Raw genomic sequence first — 23,578 nt, forward strand, 5'->3', positions numbered from 1 at the left:
GCGGGTAGAATGGGCGCATGTCCGAGCTCTCCACCTCCCTCGCCCATCACCTGCTGGTCGCGCTGCCGTCGCTGACCGATCCCACCTTCGCGCGCAGCGTGGCGCTGATCTGCCAGCACGACGACAACGGTGCCATGGGCGTGCTGGTCAACCAGCCGTCCGAGTACACCCTGGGCGACGTGCTGGCGCAGATGGAAATCACCACCGACAGCCCCGACCTGCGGGGCCAGATCGTGCTCAACGGCGGCCCGGTGCATCCCGAGCGCGGCTTTGTCATCCATGACGATGCGCGCAGCTGGGATTCCAGCCTGGCCGTGGGCGAGGGCGTGTACCTGACCACCTCGCGCGACATCCTCGAAGCGATGGCCCGCGGCGAAGGCCCGCGCAACGCCCTGGTCACCCTTGGCTGCGCCGGCTGGAGCGAAGGTCAGCTGGAAAGCGAGCTGGGTGAGAACAGCTGGCTGACTGTGCCGGCCGATAGCGAACTGCTGTTCAGCACGCCATTCGAACAGCGCTGGCAGGGCGCCGCCTCGCGCATTGGCGTCGACCTGTTCCTGCTCACCGATTACAGCGGCCATGTCTGAGCCCGCCGTGCCACCGCCGGCCGCTGGCGCCCCCGGCACCATCCGCCGCGATGGCACCGTGCTGGGCTTCGACGTCGGCTCGCGCCGCATCGGCGTGGCCATCGGCAGTTCGTTCGGCACCCACGCACGCGCGATCGCGGTCGTGGATGTGCACGGCAACGGCCCGGACTGGCCCGCGGTAGAGCGCCTGATCAAAGAATGGCGGCCTGACGGCCTGGTGGTCGGCGACCCGCTCACCCTGGATGGCCAGGAGCAGCCCAACCGCAAGCGTGCGCAGGGCTTTGCCCGCCAGCTGCGGGAGCGTTTCAAGCTGCCGGTGGTGCTGGTCGACGAGCGCTCCAGCTCGGTCGAAGCGGCCCGCCGGTTTGCCGTCGAACGTGCCGAAGGCCGCAAGCGTCGCCGCGATGCCGCCACCCTCGACGCCGTGGCCGCCGCGGTCATCATCGAGCGCTGGTTGTCCTGCCCGGACGATGCCACCCCCGTTTCCTGACTCACAGACCCCCGCCCATGACCGCTTCGCAACTTGATTCCGATGGACGCCTTCGCCACCTGCTGACCCTGGAAGGTCTGCCCCGTCAAACCCTGTTGCAGCTGCTCGACCGTGCCGGCCAGATCCGCGATGCGGCAGTGGGCCGGGTGGGCAACAAGCGCCACGTGCTGGGCGGCGCGGCGGTATGCACGCTGTTCTTCGAACCGTCCACGCGCACCCGCAGCTCGTTCCAGCTGGCCGCGCAGCGGCTGGGCGCGGACGTGCTTAATTTCGACGCCTCGACCTCGTCCACGCGCAAGGGCGAAACCGCCTGCGACACGCTGAAGAACCTGGAAGCGATGGGCGTGCGCGGCTTCGTGGTGCGCCACCCCGACGACGGCGCCGTGGCGGCCCTGGCGGCGGCCGCAGGCGAGGGCACCGCGCTGGTCAATGCCGGTGACGGTCGCAGCTCGCACCCGACCCAGGGCCTGCTGGACATGCTGACCCTGCGCCAGGCCAAGGGCAGCGATTTTTCGAAGATGAAGGTGGTGATCGTCGGCGACGTGAAGCACTCGCGCGTCGCCCGTACCGACCTGCACGCGCTGCGTACACTGGGCGTGGGCGAGATCCGCGTGTGCGGCCCGCAGTCGCTGCTGCCGGACGATGACACCCTGAAGGGCTGCATCGTCGGCCAGGATTTCGACGCCATGTTGGAAGGCGTGGATGCGCTGATGATGCTGCGCCTGCAGCGCGAGCGCATGGAAGAGGGCCTGGTGCCGTCGATCGAGCAGTACCACGCGCAGTACGGTCTGGACGTGAAGCGCCTCAAGCGCGCCGGCACCGATGCCGCCGTGCTGCACCCGGGCCCGATCAACCGCGGCGTGGAAGTCACCGACGAAGTGGCCGACGGCCCGCAGTCGTGGGTACTGCGCCAGGTCGCCAACGGCGTCGCCGTGCGCATGGCGGTGTTGGAGACGTTGTTGGGGTGATTGACGACCGTCGCAGCCGGGTGGAGCCCGGCGCTAAGAGGGGCGACTTCATCTGCCGCCGCGTATCGCCGGGCTCTACCCGGTTGCCGTTGCGTTTGCTTTTGACATCGGGCAAATGTATCCGGGCGGCACCGATGTGGAATGTCAGGCTTCCCTGCTTGCACATGTTTCTGCTTCAGCACTGAATCAAGGGTGCGTACTGGCGCGTAATTGCCATCCAGGTTGTCGCATGTGGGTCACGCGTCGTACTAGGTTTGTGGGTACCGAAGCCGCGGGCTAGATTCGATTCTCAATATCGCAACGACCGAATCAATCCATTGGATCGGTTGATAGCGTGACAGCATGCCAGCGCCGCGATAAAGCCAATCGTAAGATCGACCTGAATCCAACTGGGCGACGGCGGTCTTTGGCGTGCGGATCCTACGGCGATGCATGGAACTGGGGCTGCTCACCTGTGTGGGGGCTACTGACGTTGCGCATAGCAGTGAATCGTTCGAGTCCCGGTTTCATGCTTTCAGGGCCGAGGCGGCCAAGGTGCTTGCGCTGCGGGAGGGGAACCGAAGATCTGAGATTCGCGTGGCATTTGATCGCCAGTTCGCGACTGTCGATCTACCTTCCCTTTCCAGCGATGACGCAGGTTATTTTCTCCGGGCGCTGGCGGACGTAACCTTCCACCAGCCGGATGCAGACCTGACGGCGGTCGCGATGCAGGTGGTGCTGCGCCACGAGCTGACAGAGCTTCAGCCGCTCTCCGGTCCCCGGCTGGTTGATCAGATGCTGCTGGGTGATCGCAGCTTTGGTGGTGCTGCAGCCTGGCGCGCACGTTTCTCCGAGTTTGACGATGCTCTGCTTCCGCAAGTCGAGCGGTTGAATTCCGGTCATCACCGCATGTACACCATTTCAGAAGATGGTCGCCATCTTCTCGAGCTGGACTCCCACATCGCAACGGGTGATGGTTTGATCGTTGTCGGCCATCCTGCATGTGGCTTCTCGCGTGCTGCTGCCGAATGGATGCGAGACCAGCTTGGAGACACCGGAACTCGATTGCTCTGGCTTGCGCCTGTAGACGGAAATCTGCAGTTAACGATGCTACTGCAGTGGAATCGTCAGTTCCCCTCTCAAGCGTTCGCGATTGCCCGCTCCTCAGACGATTGGCAGTTCATTGATACCTGGGATACACCCCAGTTCTTTTGGCTGGCGGGAGGGCGGATTCGCGAGCGGAGTGCGGGATGGAATGAAGGCTCTCGCGCTCTGCTACGGCGTTTCAATGCGGAGTGAATTGCCGCCAATGATTCACATGCCGGTACTGACGGCCTCTTAGGGAGAGGGAGAGTGGAAATGAAAGCAGCAGCTTTGTTCGTATTGGTCGCAACGCTAATCACCACTGGAAATGCAATCGCAGGCGGCGGTGGTGAGATTCGCCCTCAAGGCATCGACGCGGCAGCGGAAAGATTGCAGGATCGCGCCCATGCACTGATACGGAGTGCAGAAGAACTCGAGTTGTTCCTTTCTGCAGAGCCAGCGTGGTCGCCGTTGCGCGCCTTGAGTGATTCGGGGCGACGGCAATTTCTCGGAAGTCTGGATTTTTCGGACCAAGGCCTGGCGTCGTACAGTATTGCTGGCTTGCAGGGTGCGGACGAGCATCTTCAGATCAGCATCTTGGAGCTGTTTGGCGAACAGGCAAGCCTCACGGCGTTCGCAGGTGCGTCGAAGGACAGCCCATCAAGCGACCAGTCGGTACGGGCGAAGCCTCCGGCCTTGCACCCTCAACCCGGTGTGGACTATCCGGGTTACAAGTGCGTCGGGAAGGGGACGTGCGAACAGTCTTTTCGCGACACGATCTGCATAGGAGACAATTGCTGAGCCAAGGTGTCCGCCAACTATACGGCGGGCATCATATGCCCGCGTCCCGGTACGTTTGTGCCCACAACCACGCCCACATCGCCGCATCGGCATACGTGGTATCCCACGCATTGTGGTTGCCATCCGGGTACTCGGTGTAGCGCGCGTCCTTCGCGCCGGCCTGTTCGAACGCGGCCTTCAAACGGCGGTCGTCTTCCGGCGGGACCACGTCATCGCGTGCGCCATGGAACATCCAGATCGGGGTGTGTTTCAGGCGCTGGGCGATGGCCGCGTACGGGTCGGCTTCATGGGCCACATCTTCCACGAACAGGGTCGGGCGCACCGCGCGCGGGGCCAGTACCGCGCCGCACACCGGTACGATGGCGGCAAAGCGCTGCGGGCTGTCCAGCGCGATGTTCCAACTGCCGTAGCCGCCCATCGACATGCCGGTGAGGTACTGGCGCTGCGGGTCGGCGTTGAACTCGGCCACGGTGGCATCCAGCGCGGCCAGCGCGACGCGGTTGTTGTCGCCCGACCACTCGCCGTCGCCCGGCACTTGGGGCAGCACCACCAGCGCGGGGAAGGTGTCGGCATGGCGGCGCAGGTACGGGCCCAGCCCGGCCTCGGTCTGGGCCTGGTTGTCGTTGCCGCGTTCGCCCGAACCGTGCAGGAACAACACCACCGGCAGGCGATCGGGCTGCGCCCGTGCGCCGCGTGGCACGAAGACTTGGTAGTACGCGGTACGTCCGTCCACCTTCACCGCGCGGGCTTCAAACCGGCCCACGTCCTCGCGGGTGGGCGCACACCCGGCCATCGTCACCATCGCCATTGCCCACAGCAGCCACCCGGTGCGTCGTGCCATTGCCCATCCTCGACTGAAAACGGTTTCAGTCTAGGCGCCCTGGCGCGCCGGGGCATCGTGCAGTGCATCAGTCCGGGCGCGGCGCGGCGGCCAGGATCTCCATCTGTTCGATCGCCTCGGGATGCCCGTCGGCGGCGGCTGCCTGTACCTGGGCCAGGGTGGGGTGGACCACCAGCAGGATCGGGTTTTCGCACTGCGGGCAGTCGAACTGCGCTTCGTCTTCGTGCAGCTCCATCGGCATCTGGCGCGCGCTGCCCTGCCATTCGCAGGCGGCGCAGGTATACGTCGCATCGCGCCAACCGGGGACGAAGTAGTTGTCGAGGGTCACGGCCATGCGGGGTCCAGGGTCAGTGCAGCAGGATCAGGGTGGCCAGCCCAAGGAAGCTGAAGAAGCCCATCACGTCGGTGACGGCGGTCACCACCACGGTGCCGGCCACGGCCGGATCCACGTTCATGCGCTTGAGCATCAGCGGCAGCAGCACGCCGGCCAGAGCTGCGGCGCAGAAGTTGATGATCAGCGCCAGGGTGATGACCAGCGACAGCAGGAAACTGTGGAACCACAGGAAGGCGATGATGCCCACCACCGTGCCGATCAGCGTGCCGTTGATCAGCGCCACCCGCGATTCCTTCCACAGCAGGATGCGTGCATTGCTCGGGCCCACTTGGCCCAGCGCGATGCCGCGCACCATCAGGGTCAGCACCTGCACGGCGGCATTGCCGCCGACGCCGGCCACGATCGGCATCAGCACTGCCAGCGCCACCACCTTCTGCAGGGTCAGCTCGAACTGGCCGATGACACTGGCCGCGAGGAACGCGGTGCACAGGTTGATGCCCAGCCAGACCACGCGGCCGCGCACGGCCCGCTTGATCGGCGAGAACAGGTCTTCCTCTTCGTCCAGACCGGCGGCGCCCAACGCCTGGTGCTCGGCCTGCGAACGGATGATGTCGACCACGTCATCGATGGTGATGCGGCCGAGCAGGATGTTGTTGTCGTCCACCACCGGCGCGGACACCCAGTCGTGATCGGAGAACTGCCGGGCCACTTCCTCGGCGCCCTCGCCGACGTCGATGGCCGGCTGCTCGTCGTCGATCAGCCGGTTGATCGGGGTGTTGTCTTCGTGGGTGACCAGCGCGGCCAGCGACAGCCGGCCCAGGTACTGGTGGCGGCGGCTGACCACGAACAGGTGATCGGTGTGGTCGGGCAGTTCGCCACGCAGGCGCAAGTAGCGCAGCACCACGTCCACATTGACGTCGGCGCGCACGGTCACCACGTCCGGGTTCATCAGGCGGCCGGCGCTGTCCTCGGGGTAGGAAAGCACCTGCTCGAGCCGCTCGCGGTTCTCGCGGTCCATCGACTTGAGCACTTCGTCGATGACCGTGTCGGGCAGGTCTTCGACCAGGTCGGCCAGGTCATCGATGTCCAGGTCTTCGACCGCGGCGATGATTTCGTCCGGGTCCATGTCGGCCAGCAGGCTTTCGCGCACTTCTTCGCCGACGTGGACCAGCACCTCGCCATCGTCTTCCGGATCGACCAGGCCCCACACCACTTCGCGCTTCCCCGGCGGCAGCGATTCCAGCAGGTTGCCGATCTCGGCCGGCGCCAACGTGTTGACCAGCCGGCGCACCGGACCCAGTCGCCCGCTGTCCAGTGCATCGGACAACAGCCGCAGCTGGCGTGCCGTCTTGTCGTGGCGTACGGCTTCGGCCATGGGCAGCTCCTGCGGGAAAAGAAAAGGCCGCGATCCTGACAGGATGCGGCATGCGGGGTGGTCAGCGCGTCATTATCGCGTGCTTGTGTGTCAATCGGGTAGGGCACAGACGGCGATGCGCGTGGGACGCACGCATTCAACGACGGTAGTGCCGGCCGCTGGCCGGCAACCACGCATGCCGATCCGAAGGTTCATGCGGAGCCGGCCAGCGGCCGGCACTACCGGGCTTTTTCGATCCAGCGTTCAATGCCGCGGCGGTCGCGGGCCTGCATCAGCTTCGGCGCCATCGCCTGCAGCACGGACAGGTCGCTGTCGCGGATCGCGCGGCGCACTTCCAGCAGCGTGCCCGGGTGCAGGCTGAACTCGGTGAGGCCCAGGGCCAGCAGCAACGGGGTCATGCGCGGGTCGCCGGCGATCTCGCCGCACACCGCCACCGGGATGTCGTAGGCCTGGCCGGTGCGCAGGATATGCGCCAGCAGGCGCACCACCGCCGGATGCAACGGCGAGTACAGCTCGGTGACCGCCTCGTTGTTGCGATCGGCCGCCAGCAGGTACTGCACCAGGTCGTTGGTGCCGATCGACAGGAAGTCGACCAGGTCGATGAAGCTCTCCAGCGCGATCGCCGCGGCGGGCACTTCGATCATTGCGCCAAAGGGAATGTGCTCGGCGACCTCATGGCCTTCGGCGCGCAGCAGCTCGGCCTGCTTGGCCAGGCGCCGGCGCACCGCGAGGATCTCCTCGCGGGTACTCACCATCGGGATCAGGATGCGCAGCTTGCCGTAGGCCGAGGCACGCAGGATCGCGCGTAACTGGGTGTCGGCCACTTTCGGCCGGGCCAGCGACAGGCGGACGCCGCGCAGGCCCAACGCCGGGTTTTCCTCGTTGCTCAGGGTAAGTCCGGTGCGGTCGGCCTTGTCCGCGCCCAGGTCCAGGGTGCGGATGGTCACCGGCCGCCCGCTCATGCCGAGGGCGGCGTCGCGGTAGGTCTCAAACTGCTCCTGCTCATCGGGCAGCTCGTTACGCTGCAGGAACAGGAATTCGGTGCGGTACAGGCCCAGCCCGTGCGCGCCCAGCGCGTGGGCCTGGGTGACGTCTTCGCTGGATTCGGCATTGGCCAGCAGCGCGATGTCGACGTTGTCGCGGGTGCGGGTCGGCTTGGTGCGCAGGCGGCCGAGTTCGCGCTGTTCGCGCGCGTGTTCGCGCAGGCGCACGCGGTAGTCGCGCAGGTCCGGGGCCTGCGGGTTGATGGTGACCGTGCCGTCGCTGCCATCCATGATCAGCACGTCGCCATCGGCGACCTTCTGCAGCACGTTGGGGACGTTGACGATCAGCGGCAAGTGCAGGCTGCGGGCCAGGATCGCGCTGTGCGACAGCGCGCTGCCGCCGGCCGTGACGATGCCGACCACGCCGTGCGCCTGCAGCTGGGCCAGCTCGGACGGGGCGATGTTGTCGCAGACCAGGATTTCGCCGGCCATGCCTTTCACGTCCGGCGGGCGCTTCTGCAGGAACGCATGGATGCGGCCGATCACATGGTCCAGGTCGTCCATGCGGCTCTTCAGGTAGGCATCGTCCATGCCGTCGAAGACCTTGGCCAGGCGGTCGCGCTGCACGCGCAGGGCGTAGCCGGCGCTGTAGGGGCCACTGCGGATCAGCTCATCCAGCCCGAACAGCAGCTCCGGGTCGTCCAGCAGCAAGGCGTGCAGGTCGAGGAACTCGCCGACCTCCTTGTTCAGGGCACCCTGCAGGCGCTGGCGCAGGTCGTGCATTTCCGCACGCGCCGCGTCCACGGCCTGGTGCAGGCGCTCCAGTTCGGCCTCCACCTTGGCCGGGGGGATGCGCTGCTCGGCCACTTCCAGCGCGTGCGGCAGCCGCACCCGGGCGCGGCCGAGCGCATTGCCACGCGAGGCACCGTGTCCGGTCAACAGCAGCGCGCCGGACGCGGTCCGGCTGGCGGCGGTCGATCCCGGTCGCGACGGCTGCCCCGGCATGGTCAGTTGTCCTCGTCGAAGCGCCGTTCGAACAGGCCCACCACCGCGTCCATCGCGGCGGCTTCGTCTTCGCCGTCGATGCGCACGGTGACCGGGGTGCCCTGGCCGGCGGCCAGCAGCATGACGCCCATGATGCTCTTGGCGTTGATCTCACGGCCCTTGGCGGCCATGGTCACGTTGCAGCGGAAAGGGGCGAGCTCCTGCACCAGCTTTGCAGTGGCGCGGGCGTGCAGGCCCAGGCGGTTGGATACGGTGAGTTCACGTTCAAGCATCGTCGACAATCGCTCCATTGCGAGTGCCTGCCGCGGCAGTGGCAGGCAGTTGATCCAGTCCCTGTTCCGGATAATTCATCACCCGCAACAACATCGGCAGGCTAAGCGCCGAAACCCGGCGTGCCGGGGTGCCCAGACGAGCCAGTTGCCCGGCCAGATTGCTGGGGCTGGCGCCGTACAGGTCGGTCAGGATCAGCACGCCCTGGCCACTGTCCACCCGGCGCAAGGCGGCCGAGGCGAGTGGGAGCAGGACGTCCAGGTCTGCGTCGAACGGTACTTCGAAAGCTTCGGTCTTCAGCGGCAGGTGCCGCAGCAGCCGGGTCGCCACATCCAACAGGGACGTGCCGACGCCGGGGTGTGTTACGAGGAGAATGCCACAGGTCATCCCCGAACGTTAACAGGTCAACATGAATTGGGGGTAGGGGGAGACCGCATGCGGGCCGCCCCGGGTAGCACCCGACCCTTGGTCGGGTGACATTTCAAATGGCTCCAGTGGCCGCAAAAAAGCGCCTTCGCGCGCACGGCCCCCGATCCGGCGACATTTCTGTGTTCCAAATCAGGTGCCCAGGCACGCCGTCAATCCAGTTCCCGGTGGAAGGTGGCCACTTCCGGCCAGCCCTGCTCACGGGCGTGGCGGGCCATGCGTTCGGCCAGGTACACCGAGCGGTGCTTGCCGCCGGTGCAGCCGAAGGCCACGGTGACATAGCTGCGGGTATCGTTGCCCAGCCGCGGCAGCCAGGTATCCAGGAAGTCGATCAACTGGCCGGCATAGCGCTGCACGTCGGGCTGGGCGTCCAGGTACTCGCGCACGGGGCGCTCGCGCCCGGACATCGGGCGCAGTTCGGGGTCCCAATGCGGGTTGGGCAGCACCCGGGCGTCGAACACGAAGTCGGCCTCGGCCGGCACGCCGCGCTTGTAGGCGAACGATTCGAACAGCAGCGACAGCTTGCTGCCATGGTTCAGCGCGAACTCGGTGACCACCTTGCGGCGCAGCTGGTGCACGTTGAGGGTGGTGGTGTCGATCACCGCGTCGGCGGCGCGCCGCAGCGGGGCGGTCAGTTCGCGCTCGCGCGCGATCGCTTCGGGCAGCGACAGGCCCAGCTGGCTGAGCGGGTGGCGGCGACGGGTGTCGGCGTAGCGCTTGAGCAGGGTTTCGTCGGTGGCATCGAAGAACAGCAGCTGCGCGTCCAGGCCGGCGGCCAGCGCATCTTCGCGCCAGTGCGAGAGCTGGCTCAGGTCGCTCTGCCCGCGCACGTCGATGCCCACGGCAAGGCGACGCGGCGCGTCGGCATCATGGCCGGCCAGCAGGCTGCGCACGAAGTCCGGCAGCAGGTTGATCGGCAGGTTGTCCGAACAGTAGTAGTCGAGGTCTTCGAAGGTTTTCAGTGCGACCGTCTTGCCGGAACCAGACAGGCCACTGACGATGATCAGGGTGGCGGCGGTCGGGGCGGAGGCGGGGGTGTTCATGGCGTTCGGCGTTCCAACAGGTTGCTGTGGCGGGCGATGAACATCGCCGCAGGATCGATGCCCTTGGTGCGCAGGATGTGCAGCCGGGTGGCCGCCTCGGTCAGCACCGACAGGTTGCGCCCGGGCATCACCGGCAGGGTGATCAGCGGCACGTCCAGGTCCAGCACGTGGCGGGTGCCCGAATCGCCGGTGAGTCGCTCGTAACCATGCGGGGTGGGCTCGGTCATGGGCTTGGTCAGGTGCACGATCAGCCGAAGGTACTTGTTCTTCTTTACAGCGGTGTCACCGAACATCTCGCGCACGTTGAGCACGCCCAGGCCGCGCACTTCCAGCAGGTCCTGCAGCAGTTCCGGGCAGGTGCCGTCGAGCACGTCCGGGGCGATCTGGGTGAATTCCGGGGCGTCGTCGGCCACCAGCCGGTGCCCGCGGCTGAGCAGCTCCAGCGCCAGTTCGCTCTTGCCCGAACCCGCTTCACCGGTGATCAGCACGCCAATGGAGTAGATCTCCATGAACACGCCATGCAGGATCACCCGCGGCGCCAGCGTGCGCGCCAGGTGGTAGGACAGGTGGTTGAGCAGTTCGTGCCCGCGCTTGGGCGAGATCCACAGCGGGGTCTGCGATTCGTCGGCGGCCGCGCGCAGGTCTTCCGGGCATGCCTGGTTGCGCGTGATCACCAGCGCCAGCGGGTGCGAGTGCATGATCCGCTCGATGGTTTCCCAGCGTTGGCGCGAGTCCAGCGAGTCCAGCCAGGACAGCTCCTCGGTGCCCAGGATCTGCACCTTGTTGGGGTAGATCGCGTTGAGGTAGCCGGCCAGTGACGGCCGCCGCGAGACGGTGTTGCCCGCTTCCAGTTCGCGGCGCTCGCCCTGCTGCCCGGCCACCCAGCGCAGGGCCAGGCGGTCGCGCTGCTGTTCGAACAGCTCACGGGCGGTGATGCTGGTATTCATGCGGCACTCGCCGGCGGGGGAAATTCGATGACCTGGCGCAGTGCCTCGCCGTCGCGCGCTTCGCGCAGCGCCTGGCGGACGTCCGGCTCGGAGAACAACTCGGCCAGCTCTGACAGCAGCATCAGGTGTTGATGGGTGTAATGGGCTGGGACGGCAATGGCGAACACCAGGTCGACCGGTTCATCGCCGCCGAACTCCACCGGGCTTTCCAGTCGCAGCAGGGCGCCACGTGGGCGCTCCAGCAACGGCGCGCGGCCGTGTGGAATGGCGATGCCGTGGCCGATCGCGGTGCTGCCCAGCTGCTCGCGCTGGCACAGGTTCTGGTAGATCAGGTCGGCATTGGCTTCGCGGCAGGCCAGCAGCCGGGCGGCGGCATGCAGGACGCTGTCGCGATCGGCGGCCGGCAACACTTGCGTGCGCACGGCCGCCAGGAGATCAGTCAAGGGCATGTCAGGGGAAGAACGAGGACGTCAGTCGTCATTGTCGCCCACTGGCAGCGGCGCGTGCTGCTGTTTTTTCTCCTTGTGCTTGATCACAAGGCGGTCCAGCTTGTCGGCCAGGATATCGATCGCGGCATACATGGTCTGACCGCCAGCCTCGGCGTGCAGGGTCTGGCCGGGGACGTTGGCACTGGCATCGACGTGGTGTTCGTTCTTGCGCAGCTCCAGGGTGACCCGCACCTCGCAGTGCTGGTCGAAGTGCTTGCCCAGGCGCTGCAGCTTGGTTTCCACGTACTCGTGCAGGGCCGGGGTGACTTCTACGTCTTTGCCAAACGTCTCGATGCGCATCGGGTTTCTCCTTTGTTCGGATGAGCCAATGAACCTTTCCGCCGGGCGCGGTGCGTCAGGCGATTCGTACCCTTTCGTGCGAGGCGGAAATGTTCATGGCCTCACGATACTTCGCCACGGTGCGGCGCGCTACCGGTATTCCCGAGGTCTTGAGCAGGTCAGCCAGCTTGGCGTCAGAAAGCGGCTTGCGCGGGTTCTCGTCGTCGATCAGGCGCCGGATCATGGCCTGGATGGCGGTGCTGGACGCTTCGCCGCCACTGTCGGTGTCGATGCCCGAGGCGAAGAAGCTGCGCAGCGCCAGGGTGCCGCGCGGGGTGCGCACGTACTTGCGTGCGATCGCCCGGGAAATGGTCGATTCGTGCAGACCCAGTTCGGCCGCCACCTCGCGCAGGGTGAGCGGGCGCAGCGCCTGTTCGCCGAACTCCAGGAACGCGGCCTGCTGCTGCAGCAGGCTGCGCATCACCCGCAGCAGGGTTTCCCCGCGTGCCTCCAGGCCCTTGAGCAGCCAGCGCGCTTCCTGCAGGTGCGCGCGCAGGTAGCCGGCGTCGGCCTCGCCGCAGCGGCGGATCATCTGTTCGTAGCCGCGGTGGATGACCACCTTGGGCCCGGCATGGCCGGCCAGCGCGGCGCGCCAGACCCCGTTCTGGCGCCAGACCACGCAGTCGGGCACCACGTAGCTGTCGTGGGCCAGCTCGCCGATCTGGGCGCCCGGGCGCGGGTCCAGCGTGCGCAACAGCTGCACGGCCACGTCCACCTCGGCCACCGGTTCACGCAATTCGTGCGCCAGCCCGGCCACGCCGCTGCGCGGCAGGCGTTCCAGCGGGCCGTCGGCGATGCGCCGGGCCAGTGCCAGGCCGGGGGTATCGGGGCACAGTACGTCCAGCTGCAGCCGCAGGCATTCGCCCAACGTGCGCGCGCCCACCCCGATCGGGTCGAAGCGCTGGATCTGGTGCAGCACCGTGAGGATCTCGGCGTCATCGGCATGAATGGCCGGCAGCAGGGTTTCGGCGATGGCAGACAACGGCTCGCGCAGGTAGCCATCGTCCTCGAACGCGTCGATCAGTGCCGCGCCGATGCTGCGGTCGCGGGTGGACAGGTGCGACAGGTGCAGCTGCCAGAGCAGATGGTCGACCAGGCTGTCGGTGTCGGCCACGCGCTCGGCGGCGGTACCGTTGTCGTCATCGTCGAACGAGCCGCCGCTGTTGCCGCTGCTCCAGTCGCCTTCACCCGGTGCCCAGTCTTCACTGGCCGAGGCCTGGTGCTCGCCGTCGCTGTGGGTGTCGGTGGGCGTGGGCGGGCGCTCGTCGTCGCTGGGCGCCGCGTCCAGGGCAGGCTCGACGTTCTCGGCCCAGTCCAGCAGGGGATTGGTTTCCACCGCCTCGGCGATTTCCAGCTCCAGCTCGGCGCTGGACATCTGCAACAGCTTGATCGCCTGACGCAGCTGCGGCGTCATGACCAGTTGTTGTCCCAGCGATGTCTGCAGCCGTGCTTTCATGCCTGTGCCGAACGAAGGGAAGGCGCCGCAGCGGCCGGGCGTCAGAGCTTGAAGGTCTCTCCAAGGTAGACGCGACGGACATCGGCGTTGGCCAGAATCGCCTCTGGTGCCCCCTGCGCCAGTACGCTGCCTTCGTTGAGGATATACGCGCGGTCGCAGATTCCCAAGGTTTCCCGCACATTGTGGTCGGTGATCAGTACCCCGATGCCGCGCTGCTTGAGGTGGGTGACGATGCGCTGGATCTCGCCGACCGAGATCGGGTCCACGCCGGCGAAGGGTTCATCGAGCAGGATCAGCCGCGGCCGGGCGGCCAGCGCGCGGGCGATCTCGCAGCGACGGCGCTCACCGCCGGACAGGCTGGCGCCCAGCTGGTCGGCCACGTGGCCGATCTGCAGCTCGTCCAGCAGCGAATTCAGCTCGGCCTCGCGGCCGGCCTTGTCCAGGTCCTCTCGCAGCTCCAGCACCAGCCGGATGTTGTCGGCCACGGTCAGCTTGCGGAACACGGACGGTTCCTGCGGCAGGTAACCCACGCCCTGCTTGGCCCGTGTGTACATCGGGTCGCCGGTGATGTCCTTGCCGTCCAGCACGATGCTGCCGGCGTCGGTTTCGACCAGGCCGACGATCATGTAGAAGCAGGTGGTCTTGCCGGCACCGTTGGGGCCCAGCAGGCCCACCACTTCTCCGGCTTCCAGGGTCAGACCGAAGTCCTTGACCACTTCGCGCTGCTTGTAGCGCTTGCGCAGGCCTTTGGCGACGAGCATTACTTCTTGCTCCCGGCAGTGGGGACGGTGGTCTTGGCGGCCGGGGTGGCCGCGGCAGGGGCAGCGGTCTTGTTCTTGGGCGGAATCACGGTGCGCACGCGGGTGCCGTCGCCGCCGCTGTTCATTTCGCCGGTGCGGGTGTTGTAGGTCATCTTCTGGCCGGCGTTGGTGCCACGCGCGCTTTTGACGTGGTAGTTGCCGGTCATGGTCAGCACCTCGGCCTTGATGTCGTAGTCGATGCGGTCGGCGCTGGCGTCCATCCAGCTGCCGTCATCGAGCTGCTGCTTGAGCTTGGCCTGCTTGCCGGTGAACACCGCGCGCACCGCCTCGCCGTCCTTCATGTAGATCTCGGCGTCGGACGAACGCAGGTCCAGCGTGCCCTGGGTGATCACCACGCCCTGGGACAGGGTGGTCTTGCCATCACCGACCAGGGTGCCCGACTGGGCGCCGGCGTCAATGGTCATGTCCTGGTTGCGGTCGGTCGACTTCGCACTGACGGCGAAGGTGGGGACCAGAAGACTGATCGCGCAGGCGGCTGCAAATAGGATCTTCATGAAGGGAGTCTGTCCTGGCGGAGAAGGGGCGTGGCCGGGGAGGTCACGGTAAAAGGGACGTTGGCCAGGCAGGCGCCTGGCCGACGGGTGGGGCTGCGGTGCAGCGGCGCCGGTCCAGGGGACGTCGCCTGCGCTGCACCGGCTCAGCGTTGGGGCGTGTAGCGGCCCTTGGACTGGCTCAGGAAATGATAGGTCTTGTTCTTGGAATCCAGCTCGAACCCCACGCCGGACTGGGTCATGCCCGGCCGGGTCATGGTCACCAGCGCATCGGTCTTTGCGCGGTTTTCCTTGGGGAACACGTCCAGGTGGTCGGTACGGAAGGTGGTCGGCGGCACGCTGGCCACCTTGGGGCTGTCGCCGCTCACGTTGCCGGTGAGCTTGAGCTGGTCGCCCTTGGCGCTCACCCAGCCGGTGTCGCTGCGCAGTTCCCAGTGGTTGCCGTCCTGGTCGGGCAGCAGGAACAGCGGGGTGGTGATGCTCATCGTTTCGTCGTTGCGCGACCGTTCCAGCAGCGGCGCGCGCAAGGTCGTGGATTCCTTGCCCTGCTCATCCAGCGCGATGATCTGGAAGTCGTGCAGCACGTAATCCTTGCTGCCGTCGTCGGTGACCTGCGCGGCCGGCTTGTCGCGGTGGCGCAGCAGCGACCAGCCGCTGAGCACGGCAGCCACCAGCAGCAGGCCCCCCAGGACGGTACGCCAGTTCATGCGCCGAACCTCGCCAGTACCGCGTCCACGTGGCCCTGTGCGGCCAGCAGCACGTCGCACAGCTCGCGCGCTGCGCCGCGGCCGCCATCGCTACGGGTCTGCCAGTGCACGCGCTCGGCAATCCAGGGATGCGCATTGGCCGGTGCCACCGCCAGGCCCACCGCGCACAGCGGGGCGAGGTCGGGCAGGTCGTCGCCCATGAAGGCCACCTGGTCCAGGCCGATGCCGTGGGTGTCGCACAGCGCGCGAACGCTGGCCAGCTTGTCGCCCACCGCGATCTGGGTGTCGATGCCCAGGTCGGCGCCACGCTTCTGTGCCGACAGGCTGTTGCGCGCGGTGATCAGCACCGGGTGGATGCCGTGTTGCTGCAGCAGTTTCAGGCCAAGTCCGTCCTGCACGTAATACGCCTTGCTCTCGTTGCCGTCACGGTCGTAGTAAAGCCGACCATCGGTGAGCGTGCCGTCCACGTCGAAACAGGCCAGCCGGATGCGGCCGGCAACGGCATGCAGGTGGGACGGGAAACCGGGCAGCGGGGAATAGGGCATCGGCTGGGCAGGTCGTGGCTGAATGGAGGAAGGCAACTGTGGTTTAAACCACCCGCGCCCGCAACAGGTCATGAATGTTGAGCGCGCCGACCAGCTTTCCCTGGCCATCGACCACCATCAGGCCGGTGATCTTGTGGGTTTCCATGAGCCGGGCGGCCTCCGCCGCCAGCTGGTCGGCACCGATGGTGCGCGGGTTGCGGGTCATCACCTCGGCGATCTTCGCGCTGCGCACGTCCAGCTCGGTGTCCAGCGCGCGGCGCAGGTCGCCGTCGGTGAACAGGCCGATCAGGCGCTGGTTGGCATCCACCACCGCGGTCATGCCCAATCGCTTGCGGCTCATTTCCAGCAGCGCCTCGCTGAGGCTGGCGTCGGCGTCCACCTGCGGCAGCTCCTCGCCGCTGTGCATCACATCGGTGATGTGCAGCAGCAGGCGGCGGCCCAGGCTGCCGGCCGGGTGCGAGCGGGCGAAGTCGTCGGCGGTGAAGCCACGCGCGTCCAGCAAGGCCACGGCCAGCGCATCGCCCATCGCCAGCGAGGCGGTGGTGCTGGAGGTGGGGGCCAGCGCCAGCGGGCAGGCTTCGGCCGGCACGCTGACGTCCAGGTGGACATCGGCGGCCTGCGCCAGGCTGGACTGCGGGCGGCCGGTCATGGCGATCAGCCGGTTGCCCTGGCGCTTGAGCACCGGCAGCAGCATCAGCAGTTCGTCGGACTCGCCCGAGTAGGACAGGGCCAGCACCACGTCGTCTTCAGTGATCATGCCCAGGTCGCCGTGGCCGGCCTCGCCGGGATGCACATAGAAGGCCGGGGTGCCGGTGGAGGCCAGGGTGGCGGCGATCTTGCGCGCCACGTGGCCGGACTTGCCCATGCCGGTGGCCACCACCCGGCCCTTGCCGTGCAGGACCAGCTGGCAGGCCTGGCTGAACGCATCGCCAAGCCGGTCGGCCACGGCGGCCAGGGCGTCGGCCTCGATCTGGAACACGCGGCGGCCGCTGGCGACCAGTGCCGCAGGGTCGGCCGGATGGGGGGGCAGGGGCGATACAGCCATGCGGGCGCCACGCGGAAGAGTAGAATGAGCGCTCATTTTATTAGGAAAGCCCGTTGGACGCCGACACCATCCGCAATCTGATCGAAACCGGCCTGCCCGGCGCCCGCGCGGACGTGCAGGGCGACGATGGCGTGCACTTCGAGGCCACCGTGGTCTGCGACGCCTTCGCCGGCAAGCTGCCGCTGGCGCGCCACCGCATGGTCTATGCCACCCTGGGCGACCTGATGGGCGGGGCGATCCACGCGCTGGCGCTGAAGACGGTGACCCCGGCCGAAGCGGGTTAGTCAGCCGACCGATTAGATCAGCCGACCAACGGTCGGCTCTACCTCAATTCAAGTAGATTCCATGGCCAAGATCGTAGTGACCGGCGGCAAGCCGCTGCACGGTGAAGTGAACATTTCCGGCGCCAAGAACGCCGTCCTCCCCATCCTGTGCGCCACCCTGCTGGCCGATGCGCCGGTGGAGATCACCAATGTGCCGCACCTGCACGACGTGGTCACCACGGTGAAGCTGCTCGGCGAACTGGGGGCCAAGGTCACCATCGACCAGGGCACGCTGTCGCACGGCAGCGCGATCGTGGTCGACCCGCGCTCGGTGAACCAGCATGTGGCCCCGTACGAGCTGGTCAAGACCATGCGCGCCTCGATCCTGGTGCTCGGCCCGCTGCTGGCCCGCTTCGGCGCGGCGGAAGTGTCGCTGCCCGGCGGCTGCGCCATCGGCTCGCGTCCGGTCGACCAGCACATCAAGGGCCTGCAGGCGCTGGGTGCGGAAATCACGGTCGAAAACGGCTTCATCAAGGCCCACGTGGCCAATCGCCTGAAGGGCGCGCACTTCACCTTCGACATGGTCAGTGTCACCGGCACCGAGAACGTGCTGATGGCGGCCGTGCTGGCTGAAGGCACCACCGTGTTGGACAACGCGGCGATGGAACCGGAAGTCACCGACCTGGCGCACTGCCTGATCGCGCTCGGCGCGAAGATCGAAGGCCTGGGTACCGCCCGCCTGGTGATCGAGGGCGTGGAGAAGCTGTCCGGCGGCCGTCATGAAGTACTGCCCGACCGCATCGAAACCGGCACCTTCCTGGTGGCCGCGGCGATGACCGGTGGCAGGGTCACGGTCAATCGTGCCCGTCCCAACACCATGGACGCGGTGCTTTCCAAGCTGGTGGAAGCCGGCGCGAAGATCGAGACCACCGAAGACAGCATCACCCTGGACATGGACGGCAAGCGCCCGCGCGCAGTCAACCTGACCACCGCGCCGTACCCGGCGTTCCCGACCGACATGCAGGCGCAGTTCATGGCGCTCAACTGCGTGGCCGACGGCGTGGGCGTGATCAATGAAACGATCTTCGAAAACCGCTTCATGCACGTCAACGAGCTGCTGCGCCTGGGTGCGGACATCCAGGTGGAAGGCCATACCGCGATCGTGCGCGGTGCCGAGCACCTGAGCGGTGCGCCGGTAATGGCCACCGATCTGCGCGCCTCGGCGTCGCTGATCCTGGCCGGGCTGATGGCCGAAGGTGACACCACCATCGACCGCATCTACCACCTGGACCGTGGCTACGAGAACATCGAAGAGAAGCTGTCTTCGCTGGGCGCGACCATCCGGCGCGTGACCGCATGATCCTGCGTGGCTCGTTCACCCGCCGCCGCAAGGCGCTGCTGGTGCTGATCCTGGTGGTGCTGGCGTGGCTGGGCTACGCCTGGTACGCAAACATCGCCATTACCCAGGGCATCGAGCAGCAGGACATGGACTGGAACGGCGACGGTAGTGTCAGCCGCACCGAAGTGCTGCAGGCGTTCTATGCGGTGGGAGTGAACAACCAGCAGGAAGGGAACCGGCATTGCCGCACCTTCTACTGGCGCAGCAACGGCGAGCAGATCCGGGTGGACTGCAAGACGGTGTTTGGCGACGAGGCCAAAAAGGAATGAAAAAAGCCCGCGCAAGCGGGCCTTTTTTCATCCGGCCGCATGTCGCCATCGCGACACGCCGCAATCGGCAGGCACCGACCGTTGGCCGGTGCGCGTGCCTTAGTTCATCCCTTTGATGGTCAGGTCCAGCGCGTCCTTGCCGCTCTCACGCTGCAGCAGGCGGGCCGGAACCGGGAACTCCTTGACGATCCAGGCAATCAGTTCCTTGTTGCCGTCGGTGCGCGACACCTTCGTGGCGTCGTACGACTTGCCGCCGACGGTGATCTTTTCCTGCCCGACCACCTTGTAGCTCATCGGCTTGATCCGGCCTTCGTCGACCATGCGGTAGGTCAGCGGCTTGCCGGCGGCCAGGTCGCGCGCGATCGCCAGGTTGATCAGCAGCGCATCCATGTCACCGGGCTTCAGCGCCACCGGGCCACGGCGGTCGGCTTTCACATCGCCGGTCCAGGTGGCCTGGTTGCTGGACCAGTTGTAGTTGGCATCCACGTTGCGCTTCTTCACCAGCAGCACAGACCGGTCGTTGCTGCTGAGCGGGCGCAGGCGGCCGTTGGCCTCCTCGAACACGGTGCTCTGGCTGAGATCGGCCAGCTGGTTCTTCACGTTCAGGCTGTAGCGCCACTTGTTGCTGCCTTCACTGGCCAGCGTCATGGTGCCGTTGGCCTGCATGCCCATGTAGCTGGCCTGGTAATCGGCCTTGAACGGCTGCAGCGCCATGGCCGGCAGGCTCACCACGGCCAGTGCGCCAGCGGCGATCCAGGTCAGCGGGCGGTTCATCAGGTTCATTGCTCAGACTCCTTGGTATTCGATCAGGCGAAGATCAATCCGATCTTCCCCATCTTCGCGTTGCAGGATGCGCACCGGCGTGGGGACACCGTTGGCGATCCAGAGGATGGTTTCGTCATTGCCGCCGTTGGTCCGGTGGACCCGTAGCGCGTTGTAGGACAGGTCGCCGACCTGCACGTTCTCGGTGTCCGGCGCGGCCTGGTAGTCGTGCTGGCGTACCCGGCCCACGTCGACATAGCGGTAGTGCATCTGCCCGCCGGGGCGGGCGTCGCGCATGATCGCCAGGTTGATCAGCAGGGCGCTCTGATCGCCCGGCTGCAGCGGAATCGGCTGGGTGCGTTCCTTTTTCAGGTCGCCCAGCCACTGCGCGGTACCGGCCTGCCAGTTGTAGGTGCCACTGACTTTCTTGCCCAGGAACAGGCCCTTGCGCACGGTGGCCTGGCTGATCGGCACGTAGACCTCGCCCTGCTTCTCGAACACGGTGCTCTGTTCCAGGTTCAGGCCAAGCACGCTGGCAAAGCCGCGCCGGCCCACCACCTGCATGTCCACCCGCCACTGCGCGCCGCCGGTGTGGGTCACCTTCATGATGGCGTCGCCCGCCTCCTTGCCCTTGTACAGGGCCTGGTAGGTGGCGGTGAACGGTTCCAGCGGCGGCGCTTCCCAGCTGATCGCCGGTACGGGCAGCGGCGCGGCCGCCTGCGCTGGCGCGGCCGCAGGCGGTTCCTGCGCCTGCGCGATCGCCACGGTGCACAGCAGGGATGCAATCAGCAGCACTGGCTTGGACAGGGAGGTGTTCATGCGGGCACGGAAAAGGGGGAAGAGGGAGGATGCCAGCGTCCGGATCAGCAGCGCGTGTGCGCGCCGCTCACCTGTTCAGCTTACCGGCGGAATCTAGGCGCAAGGGGCTAAACAGGGGGTGACCGTCGAGGTGAAGCCGTCCCTCGCGTTCAGCCACGCGGCCGGACACCAGCCACTGCAGGCTGGCGATCAGCAGCGGGTGCTCCACCGCCAACACCCGCTGGGCCAGCGTCTCGGGGGTGTCGTCGGCCAGCACCGGCACCCGCGCCTGCGCCAGCACGGTGCCGGCATCCAGTTCGGGCACCACGAAGTGCACGCTGGCGCCATGCTCGGCGTCACCGGCCTCCAGTGCGCGGGCATGCGTGTGCAGACCCTTGTACAGCGGCAGCAGCGATGGGTGGATGTTGACCAGCCGGCCGTCGAAGCGTTCCACAAAGGCCTGGCCCAGGATGCGCATGTAGCCGGCGCAGACCACCCAGTCCGGGGTGAACCCGGCCAGTGCGTCGCCCAGTGCGGTATCGAAGGCCGCGCGGTCGGCGAAGTCCTTCGGCGACCGCGCCCAGCGCTGTTCGGCTCCCACCTGCTGCAGGGCCGGCGCATCGGGCTTGTCCGACAGCACCGCCACCACCTGTGCGTCCAACTGGCCGGCCGCGATGGCCTTCGTGATCGCCTGCAGGTTGCTGCCGCGCCCCGAGGCGAGCACCGCCAGGCGTGCCGGCGCGCTCATCGCAGCGTGCTCCGCGGGGCCATCGGCCAGACCAGCAGGCTGCCCAGCGTGGCCAGCAGCATGTCGGCGTGCGCGTCCCACATGTCGCCCTGCTGGCCGTTGTAGGCCTCGGCCGCTTCGGGCGACAGCAGCAACGCGATGCCCCATTCCAGCCATTCGTAGGCCAGGCTGGAGCACATCACCACCATCACCGCCAGGGTGAAGGCCTGACCGATGCGCAGCGTCGGCCACGCATGGCGCGCCAGTTGCAGCAGCGCCGGAGTGAAGCAGACGCCGTACAGGAAATGGATGAGCCGGTCGAAGTGGTTGCGCTGCCAGCCGAAGGCGGCGTTCGGCGACCAGTGCAGCGCGGCCTGCAGCCACGCGTCGTAGGGCACGTTGGAATACAGCCAGCGCGCGGCGATGCAGTGGATGGCGATGAAGCCGCAGATCGCGGCGAATGCGCCGTTGCCCAGCCCCCAGCGGCGGTCCACCCACCACAGCGCCACCAGACCGATCACGGTCAGCGAGCTGTGCAGGGTCTGCTCCAACGGCCACAGTGGCTGGATCCAGCTGGCCGCGAAGATGGCCAGCACACCGGCAAGCGCGACCTTCTTGGCCATCGAAAACGAACGGGCACTGCGGCCACGGTGGTTCATGCGCGTCAGCCGGAAGGTCAGTGCGTGGAAGGGGGCAGGGCGGCGCCGTGCGCGAAGCGCTGACGCACCGACGTGCGGGTCAGGGTGACCAGAGTGAACACGCCGAGGATGGTGCCCAGCGGCATGAACATGCAGCACACCCCGGCGGCGACCATGCACAGCGTGTGGCGCTGCTCACGCGCCAGGCAGCGCCCGGCGTAGCCCACCAGGCCCGCCGTGGCGAGCATGGCCAGGAAGAACACCGTGCCCAGGCCGGTGAACACCCAGCCCATCAGCTGGACCTCGCCCGGCGATGACGCCGTGCTGCTGTCCACCGGCATGGCCCCGCTGAGCACCGCGATGCCGAGCACCAGGTAGATCACCGGGAACAGCGAAAACAGCGCGGTGAACCCGGCCATCACGTAGTGCAGCACCGACAACAGCTGCAGCTGCGCGGCGTCGTCCTGGCCGCCGCGCGGCGATCCCGCTGGCCCGCGGGTCGGCAGCGGCGGCGGAGCAGTGGCATCCATGCGGGGCTCCATGGGCGTGATCAACCGATCTTGACGCGCTCGGCACCGTCGGCGACGGTGACCGCACCGATGGTCCAGTGCGCCAGGCCCTGTGCGCTGACCGCTGCGGACACTGCCTCGGCCTGGTCGGCGGCCACGATCAGCACGAACCCGATGCCGCAGTTGAAGGTGCGCCACATTTCGCTGTCGGCCACCGCGCCTTCCTTCTGAAGCCACTGGAACACCGGCGGCAGCGTCCAGGCGTTGGCCTGGATGTCCAGGCCCAGGCCCTCGGGCACTACGCGGATGATGTTCTCGGTGAGGCCGCCGCCGGTGATGTGGGCCATGCCGTGGATGGCCGCGCCGTGGTCCTTCAGCAGCGCCAGGATTGGCTTCACGTACAGGCGGGTCGGGGCCATGAGGGCATCGACCAGCTTGACCCCGCCGTCCAGCTCCAGGTCGGCTGGCTGGCCGGCGCGGTCGTAGATGCGGCGCACCAGCGAGTACCCGTTGGAGTGCGGGCCGGAGGAGGCGATGCCGATCAGCACGTCGCCGGCGGCCACGCTGGCGCCATCCTTCAGCTCGCTCTTCTCGACCCCGGCCACGGTGAAGCCGGCCAGGTCGTACTCGCCCGGGGCGTACATGTCGGGCATTTCAGCGGTTTCGCCGCCGATCAGCGCGCAGCCGGCCTCGGTGCAGCCATTGGCGATGCCGCCCACGACGGCCGCGGCGGTGTCGATGTCCAGCTTGCCGGTGGCGAAGTAGTCCAGGAAGAACAGCGGCTCGGCGCCCTGCACCAGCACGTCGTTCACGCACATGGCCACCAGGTCGATGCCGATGGTGTCATGCCGGCCCAGCTGTTGTGCGAGCTTCAGCTTGGTGCCCACGCCGTCCGTGCCCGACACCAGCACCGGCTCGCGGTACTTGTTGGACAGGTCGAACAGCGCGCCGAAGCCCCCCAGCCCGCCCATCACTTCGGGGCGGAAGCTGCGCTTGACCAGCGGCTTGATGCGCTCGACCAGTGCATTGCCCGCGTCGATGTCGACACCGGCGTCGCGGTAGGTCAGGGGAGAGGGGTTGGACGGGGAGTTGGTCACGGGCGTCGGCGCTGCGCTGGGGTGAATCGGCGATTTTAACAGGCCACGTTGGCGCGCAGGCCCTATTCGGGCAACAATTCCCCCCGGATACGCTC

Annotated in this window: 30 protein-coding genes; 8 read left to right on the plus strand and 22 right to left on the minus strand. The window is 67.2% G+C overall.

Features of this window, described 5'->3' with window-relative positions; genetic code table 11:
• Window positions 1-17 precede the first annotated feature (17 nt).
• The 5 genes from GQ674_RS03375 to GQ674_RS03395 all read left to right on the plus strand — a co-directional run bounded on the left by GQ674_RS03375 (window position 18) and on the right by GQ674_RS03395 (window position 3,905).
• A complete protein-coding gene (locus tag GQ674_RS03375) occupies window positions 18-584 on the plus strand; it encodes a YqgE/AlgH family protein (RefSeq protein ID WP_159495953.1) in 567 nt (188 codons plus the stop codon).
• A complete protein-coding gene (ruvX, locus tag GQ674_RS03380; protein WP_159495954.1) occupies window positions 577-1,074 on the plus strand; it encodes a Holliday junction resolvase RuvX in 498 nt (165 codons plus the stop codon). Before GQ674_RS03375 ends, ruvX begins: the two co-directional genes overlap by 8 nt.
• 17 nt (window positions 1,075-1,091) lie before the next feature.
• Window positions 1,092-2,042: an aspartate carbamoyltransferase catalytic subunit gene (locus tag GQ674_RS03385; RefSeq protein WP_159495955.1), complete on the plus strand. Its 951-nt coding sequence runs from the start codon at window positions 1,092-1,094 to the stop codon at window positions 2,040-2,042.
• 432 nt (window positions 2,043-2,474) lie between these two features.
• Window positions 2,475-3,320, plus strand: a complete 846-nt coding sequence (locus tag GQ674_RS03390; protein WP_159495956.1) for a hypothetical protein — start codon at window positions 2,475-2,477, stop codon at window positions 3,318-3,320.
• Between the two features lie 60 nt (window positions 3,321-3,380).
• Complete coding sequence (locus GQ674_RS03395) at window positions 3,381-3,905, plus strand: hypothetical protein (RefSeq protein WP_159495957.1); 525 nt, start codon at window positions 3,381-3,383, stop codon at window positions 3,903-3,905.
• A gap of 31 nt (window positions 3,906-3,936) precedes the next feature.
• Here GQ674_RS03395 and GQ674_RS03400 read toward each other — a convergent pair whose 3' ends face one another.
• The 16 genes from GQ674_RS03400 to GQ674_RS03475 all read right to left on the minus strand — a co-directional run bounded on the left by GQ674_RS03400 (window position 3,937) and on the right by GQ674_RS03475 (window position 17,021).
• A complete protein-coding gene (locus GQ674_RS03400; RefSeq protein ID WP_159495958.1) occupies window positions 3,937-4,746 on the minus strand; it encodes a prolyl oligopeptidase family serine peptidase in 810 nt (269 codons plus the stop codon).
• A 67-nt stretch (window positions 4,747-4,813) separates the two neighbouring features.
• Complete coding sequence (locus GQ674_RS03405) at window positions 4,814-5,080, minus strand: hypothetical protein (RefSeq protein ID WP_038689991.1); 267 nt, start codon at window positions 5,078-5,080, stop codon at window positions 4,814-4,816.
• Window positions 5,081-5,093: 13 nt separating this feature from the next.
• Window positions 5,094-6,455, minus strand: a complete 1,362-nt coding sequence (gene mgtE / locus GQ674_RS03410; protein ID WP_038689989.1) for a magnesium transporter — start codon at window positions 6,453-6,455, stop codon at window positions 5,094-5,096.
• A 218-nt stretch (window positions 6,456-6,673) separates the two neighbouring features.
• Entirely contained in the window at window positions 6,674-8,443 is a 1,770-nt protein-coding gene (gene ptsP, locus GQ674_RS03415; protein ID WP_236546175.1) for a phosphoenolpyruvate--protein phosphotransferase, read from the minus strand.
• A gap of 2 nt (window positions 8,444-8,445) precedes the next feature.
• On the minus strand, window positions 8,446-8,715 hold the full coding sequence (locus GQ674_RS03420) for an HPr family phosphocarrier protein (protein WP_038689987.1): 270 nt from the start codon (window positions 8,713-8,715) through the stop codon (window positions 8,446-8,448).
• Window positions 8,708-9,100, minus strand: coding sequence for a PTS sugar transporter subunit IIA (locus GQ674_RS03425; protein ID WP_038689985.1), 393 nt, complete (start codon window positions 9,098-9,100; stop codon window positions 8,708-8,710). Before GQ674_RS03425 ends, GQ674_RS03420 begins: the two co-directional genes overlap by 8 nt.
• A 191-nt stretch (window positions 9,101-9,291) precedes the next feature.
• On the minus strand, window positions 9,292-10,182 hold the full coding sequence (rapZ, locus tag GQ674_RS03430) for an RNase adapter RapZ (RefSeq protein ID WP_038689983.1): 891 nt from the start codon (window positions 10,180-10,182) through the stop codon (window positions 9,292-9,294).
• Window positions 10,179-11,129 (minus strand): HPr(Ser) kinase/phosphatase, encoded by a 951-nt coding sequence (gene hprK, locus GQ674_RS03435; RefSeq protein ID WP_038689981.1) that lies wholly within the window; start codon window positions 11,127-11,129, stop codon window positions 10,179-10,181. The genes rapZ and hprK overlap by 4 nt, the downstream gene beginning before the upstream one ends.
• Window positions 11,126-11,578: a PTS sugar transporter subunit IIA gene (locus tag GQ674_RS03440; RefSeq protein WP_159495959.1), complete on the minus strand. Its 453-nt coding sequence runs from the start codon at window positions 11,576-11,578 to the stop codon at window positions 11,126-11,128. Before GQ674_RS03440 ends, hprK begins: the two co-directional genes overlap by 4 nt.
• A gap of 21 nt (window positions 11,579-11,599) precedes the next feature.
• The gene (gene raiA, locus GQ674_RS03445) at window positions 11,600-11,917 is read right to left on the minus strand and encodes a ribosome-associated translation inhibitor RaiA (protein WP_038689977.1); all 318 of its coding nucleotides are present in this window, start codon (window positions 11,915-11,917) and stop codon (window positions 11,600-11,602) included.
• 55 nt (window positions 11,918-11,972) lie between these two features.
• On the minus strand, window positions 11,973-13,412 hold the full coding sequence (locus GQ674_RS03450; RefSeq protein WP_159495960.1) for an RNA polymerase factor sigma-54: 1,440 nt from the start codon (window positions 13,410-13,412) through the stop codon (window positions 11,973-11,975).
• Between the two features lie 41 nt (window positions 13,413-13,453).
• Window positions 13,454-14,173, minus strand: a complete 720-nt coding sequence (gene lptB, locus GQ674_RS03455; RefSeq protein WP_128098031.1) for an LPS export ABC transporter ATP-binding protein — start codon at window positions 14,171-14,173, stop codon at window positions 13,454-13,456.
• A complete protein-coding gene (gene lptA / locus GQ674_RS03460) occupies window positions 14,173-14,727 on the minus strand; it encodes a lipopolysaccharide transport periplasmic protein LptA (protein WP_159495961.1) in 555 nt (184 codons plus the stop codon). The genes lptB and lptA overlap by 1 nt, the downstream gene beginning before the upstream one ends.
• A 143-nt stretch (window positions 14,728-14,870) precedes the next feature.
• The gene (lptC, locus tag GQ674_RS03465) at window positions 14,871-15,431 is read right to left on the minus strand and encodes an LPS export ABC transporter periplasmic protein LptC (RefSeq protein ID WP_128098029.1); all 561 of its coding nucleotides are present in this window, start codon (window positions 15,429-15,431) and stop codon (window positions 14,871-14,873) included.
• Window positions 15,428-15,976: an HAD hydrolase family protein gene (locus tag GQ674_RS03470; protein WP_159495962.1), complete on the minus strand. Its 549-nt coding sequence runs from the start codon at window positions 15,974-15,976 to the stop codon at window positions 15,428-15,430. Before GQ674_RS03470 ends, lptC begins: the two co-directional genes overlap by 4 nt.
• A 43-nt stretch (window positions 15,977-16,019) precedes the next feature.
• Window positions 16,020-17,021 carry a KpsF/GutQ family sugar-phosphate isomerase gene (locus GQ674_RS03475; RefSeq protein WP_159495963.1) on the minus strand — a complete coding sequence of 334 codons (1,002 nt, stop codon included), beginning with the start codon at window positions 17,019-17,021 and terminating at the stop codon, window positions 16,020-16,022.
• A gap of 53 nt (window positions 17,022-17,074) precedes the next feature.
• Here GQ674_RS03475 and GQ674_RS03480 point away from each other — a divergent pair, with 53 nt between their 5' ends.
• The 3 genes from GQ674_RS03480 to GQ674_RS03490 all read left to right on the plus strand — a co-directional run bounded on the left by GQ674_RS03480 (window position 17,075) and on the right by GQ674_RS03490 (window position 18,952).
• A complete protein-coding gene (locus GQ674_RS03480; RefSeq protein ID WP_128098027.1) occupies window positions 17,075-17,305 on the plus strand; it encodes a BolA family protein in 231 nt (76 codons plus the stop codon).
• 61 nt (window positions 17,306-17,366) lie between these two features.
• Complete coding sequence (gene murA, locus GQ674_RS03485; protein ID WP_159495964.1) at window positions 17,367-18,644, plus strand: UDP-N-acetylglucosamine 1-carboxyvinyltransferase; 1,278 nt, start codon at window positions 17,367-17,369, stop codon at window positions 18,642-18,644.
• Window positions 18,641-18,952: an EF-hand domain-containing protein gene (locus tag GQ674_RS03490; protein WP_159495965.1), complete on the plus strand. Its 312-nt coding sequence runs from the start codon at window positions 18,641-18,643 to the stop codon at window positions 18,950-18,952. The genes murA and GQ674_RS03490 overlap by 4 nt, the downstream gene beginning before the upstream one ends.
• Window positions 18,953-19,051: 99 nt before the next feature.
• On the opposite strand, the gene GQ674_RS03495 is transcribed toward GQ674_RS03490, so the two are convergent.
• The 6 genes from GQ674_RS03495 to purM form a co-directional block, all read right to left on the minus strand.
• On the minus strand, window positions 19,052-19,735 hold the full coding sequence (locus tag GQ674_RS03495) for a DUF3108 domain-containing protein (protein ID WP_128098024.1): 684 nt from the start codon (window positions 19,733-19,735) through the stop codon (window positions 19,052-19,054).
• Between the two features lie 3 nt (window positions 19,736-19,738).
• On the minus strand, window positions 19,739-20,533 hold the full coding sequence (locus GQ674_RS03500) for a DUF3108 domain-containing protein (protein ID WP_159495966.1): 795 nt from the start codon (window positions 20,531-20,533) through the stop codon (window positions 19,739-19,741).
• 67 nt (window positions 20,534-20,600) lie between these two features.
• Window positions 20,601-21,260, minus strand: coding sequence for a phosphoribosylglycinamide formyltransferase (purN, locus tag GQ674_RS03505; protein ID WP_159495967.1), 660 nt, complete (start codon window positions 21,258-21,260; stop codon window positions 20,601-20,603).
• On the minus strand, window positions 21,257-21,862 hold the full coding sequence (locus GQ674_RS03510) for a DUF2238 domain-containing protein (RefSeq protein ID WP_201290252.1): 606 nt from the start codon (window positions 21,860-21,862) through the stop codon (window positions 21,257-21,259). The genes purN and GQ674_RS03510 overlap by 4 nt, the downstream gene beginning before the upstream one ends.
• Before the next feature lie 53 nt (window positions 21,863-21,915).
• Window positions 21,916-22,407, minus strand: coding sequence for a hypothetical protein (locus tag GQ674_RS03515; RefSeq protein ID WP_236546176.1), 492 nt, complete (start codon window positions 22,405-22,407; stop codon window positions 21,916-21,918).
• Between the two features lie 20 nt (window positions 22,408-22,427).
• Window positions 22,428-23,483 carry a phosphoribosylformylglycinamidine cyclo-ligase gene (gene purM / locus GQ674_RS03520; RefSeq protein WP_159495969.1) on the minus strand — a complete coding sequence of 352 codons (1,056 nt, stop codon included), beginning with the start codon at window positions 23,481-23,483 and terminating at the stop codon, window positions 22,428-22,430.
• Window positions 23,484-23,578: the final 95 nt, after the last annotated feature.

This window comes from Stenotrophomonas sp. 364 (assembly GCF_009832905.1).
Lineage (GTDB): Bacteria > Pseudomonadota > Gammaproteobacteria > Xanthomonadales > Xanthomonadaceae > Stenotrophomonas > Stenotrophomonas maltophilia_AP.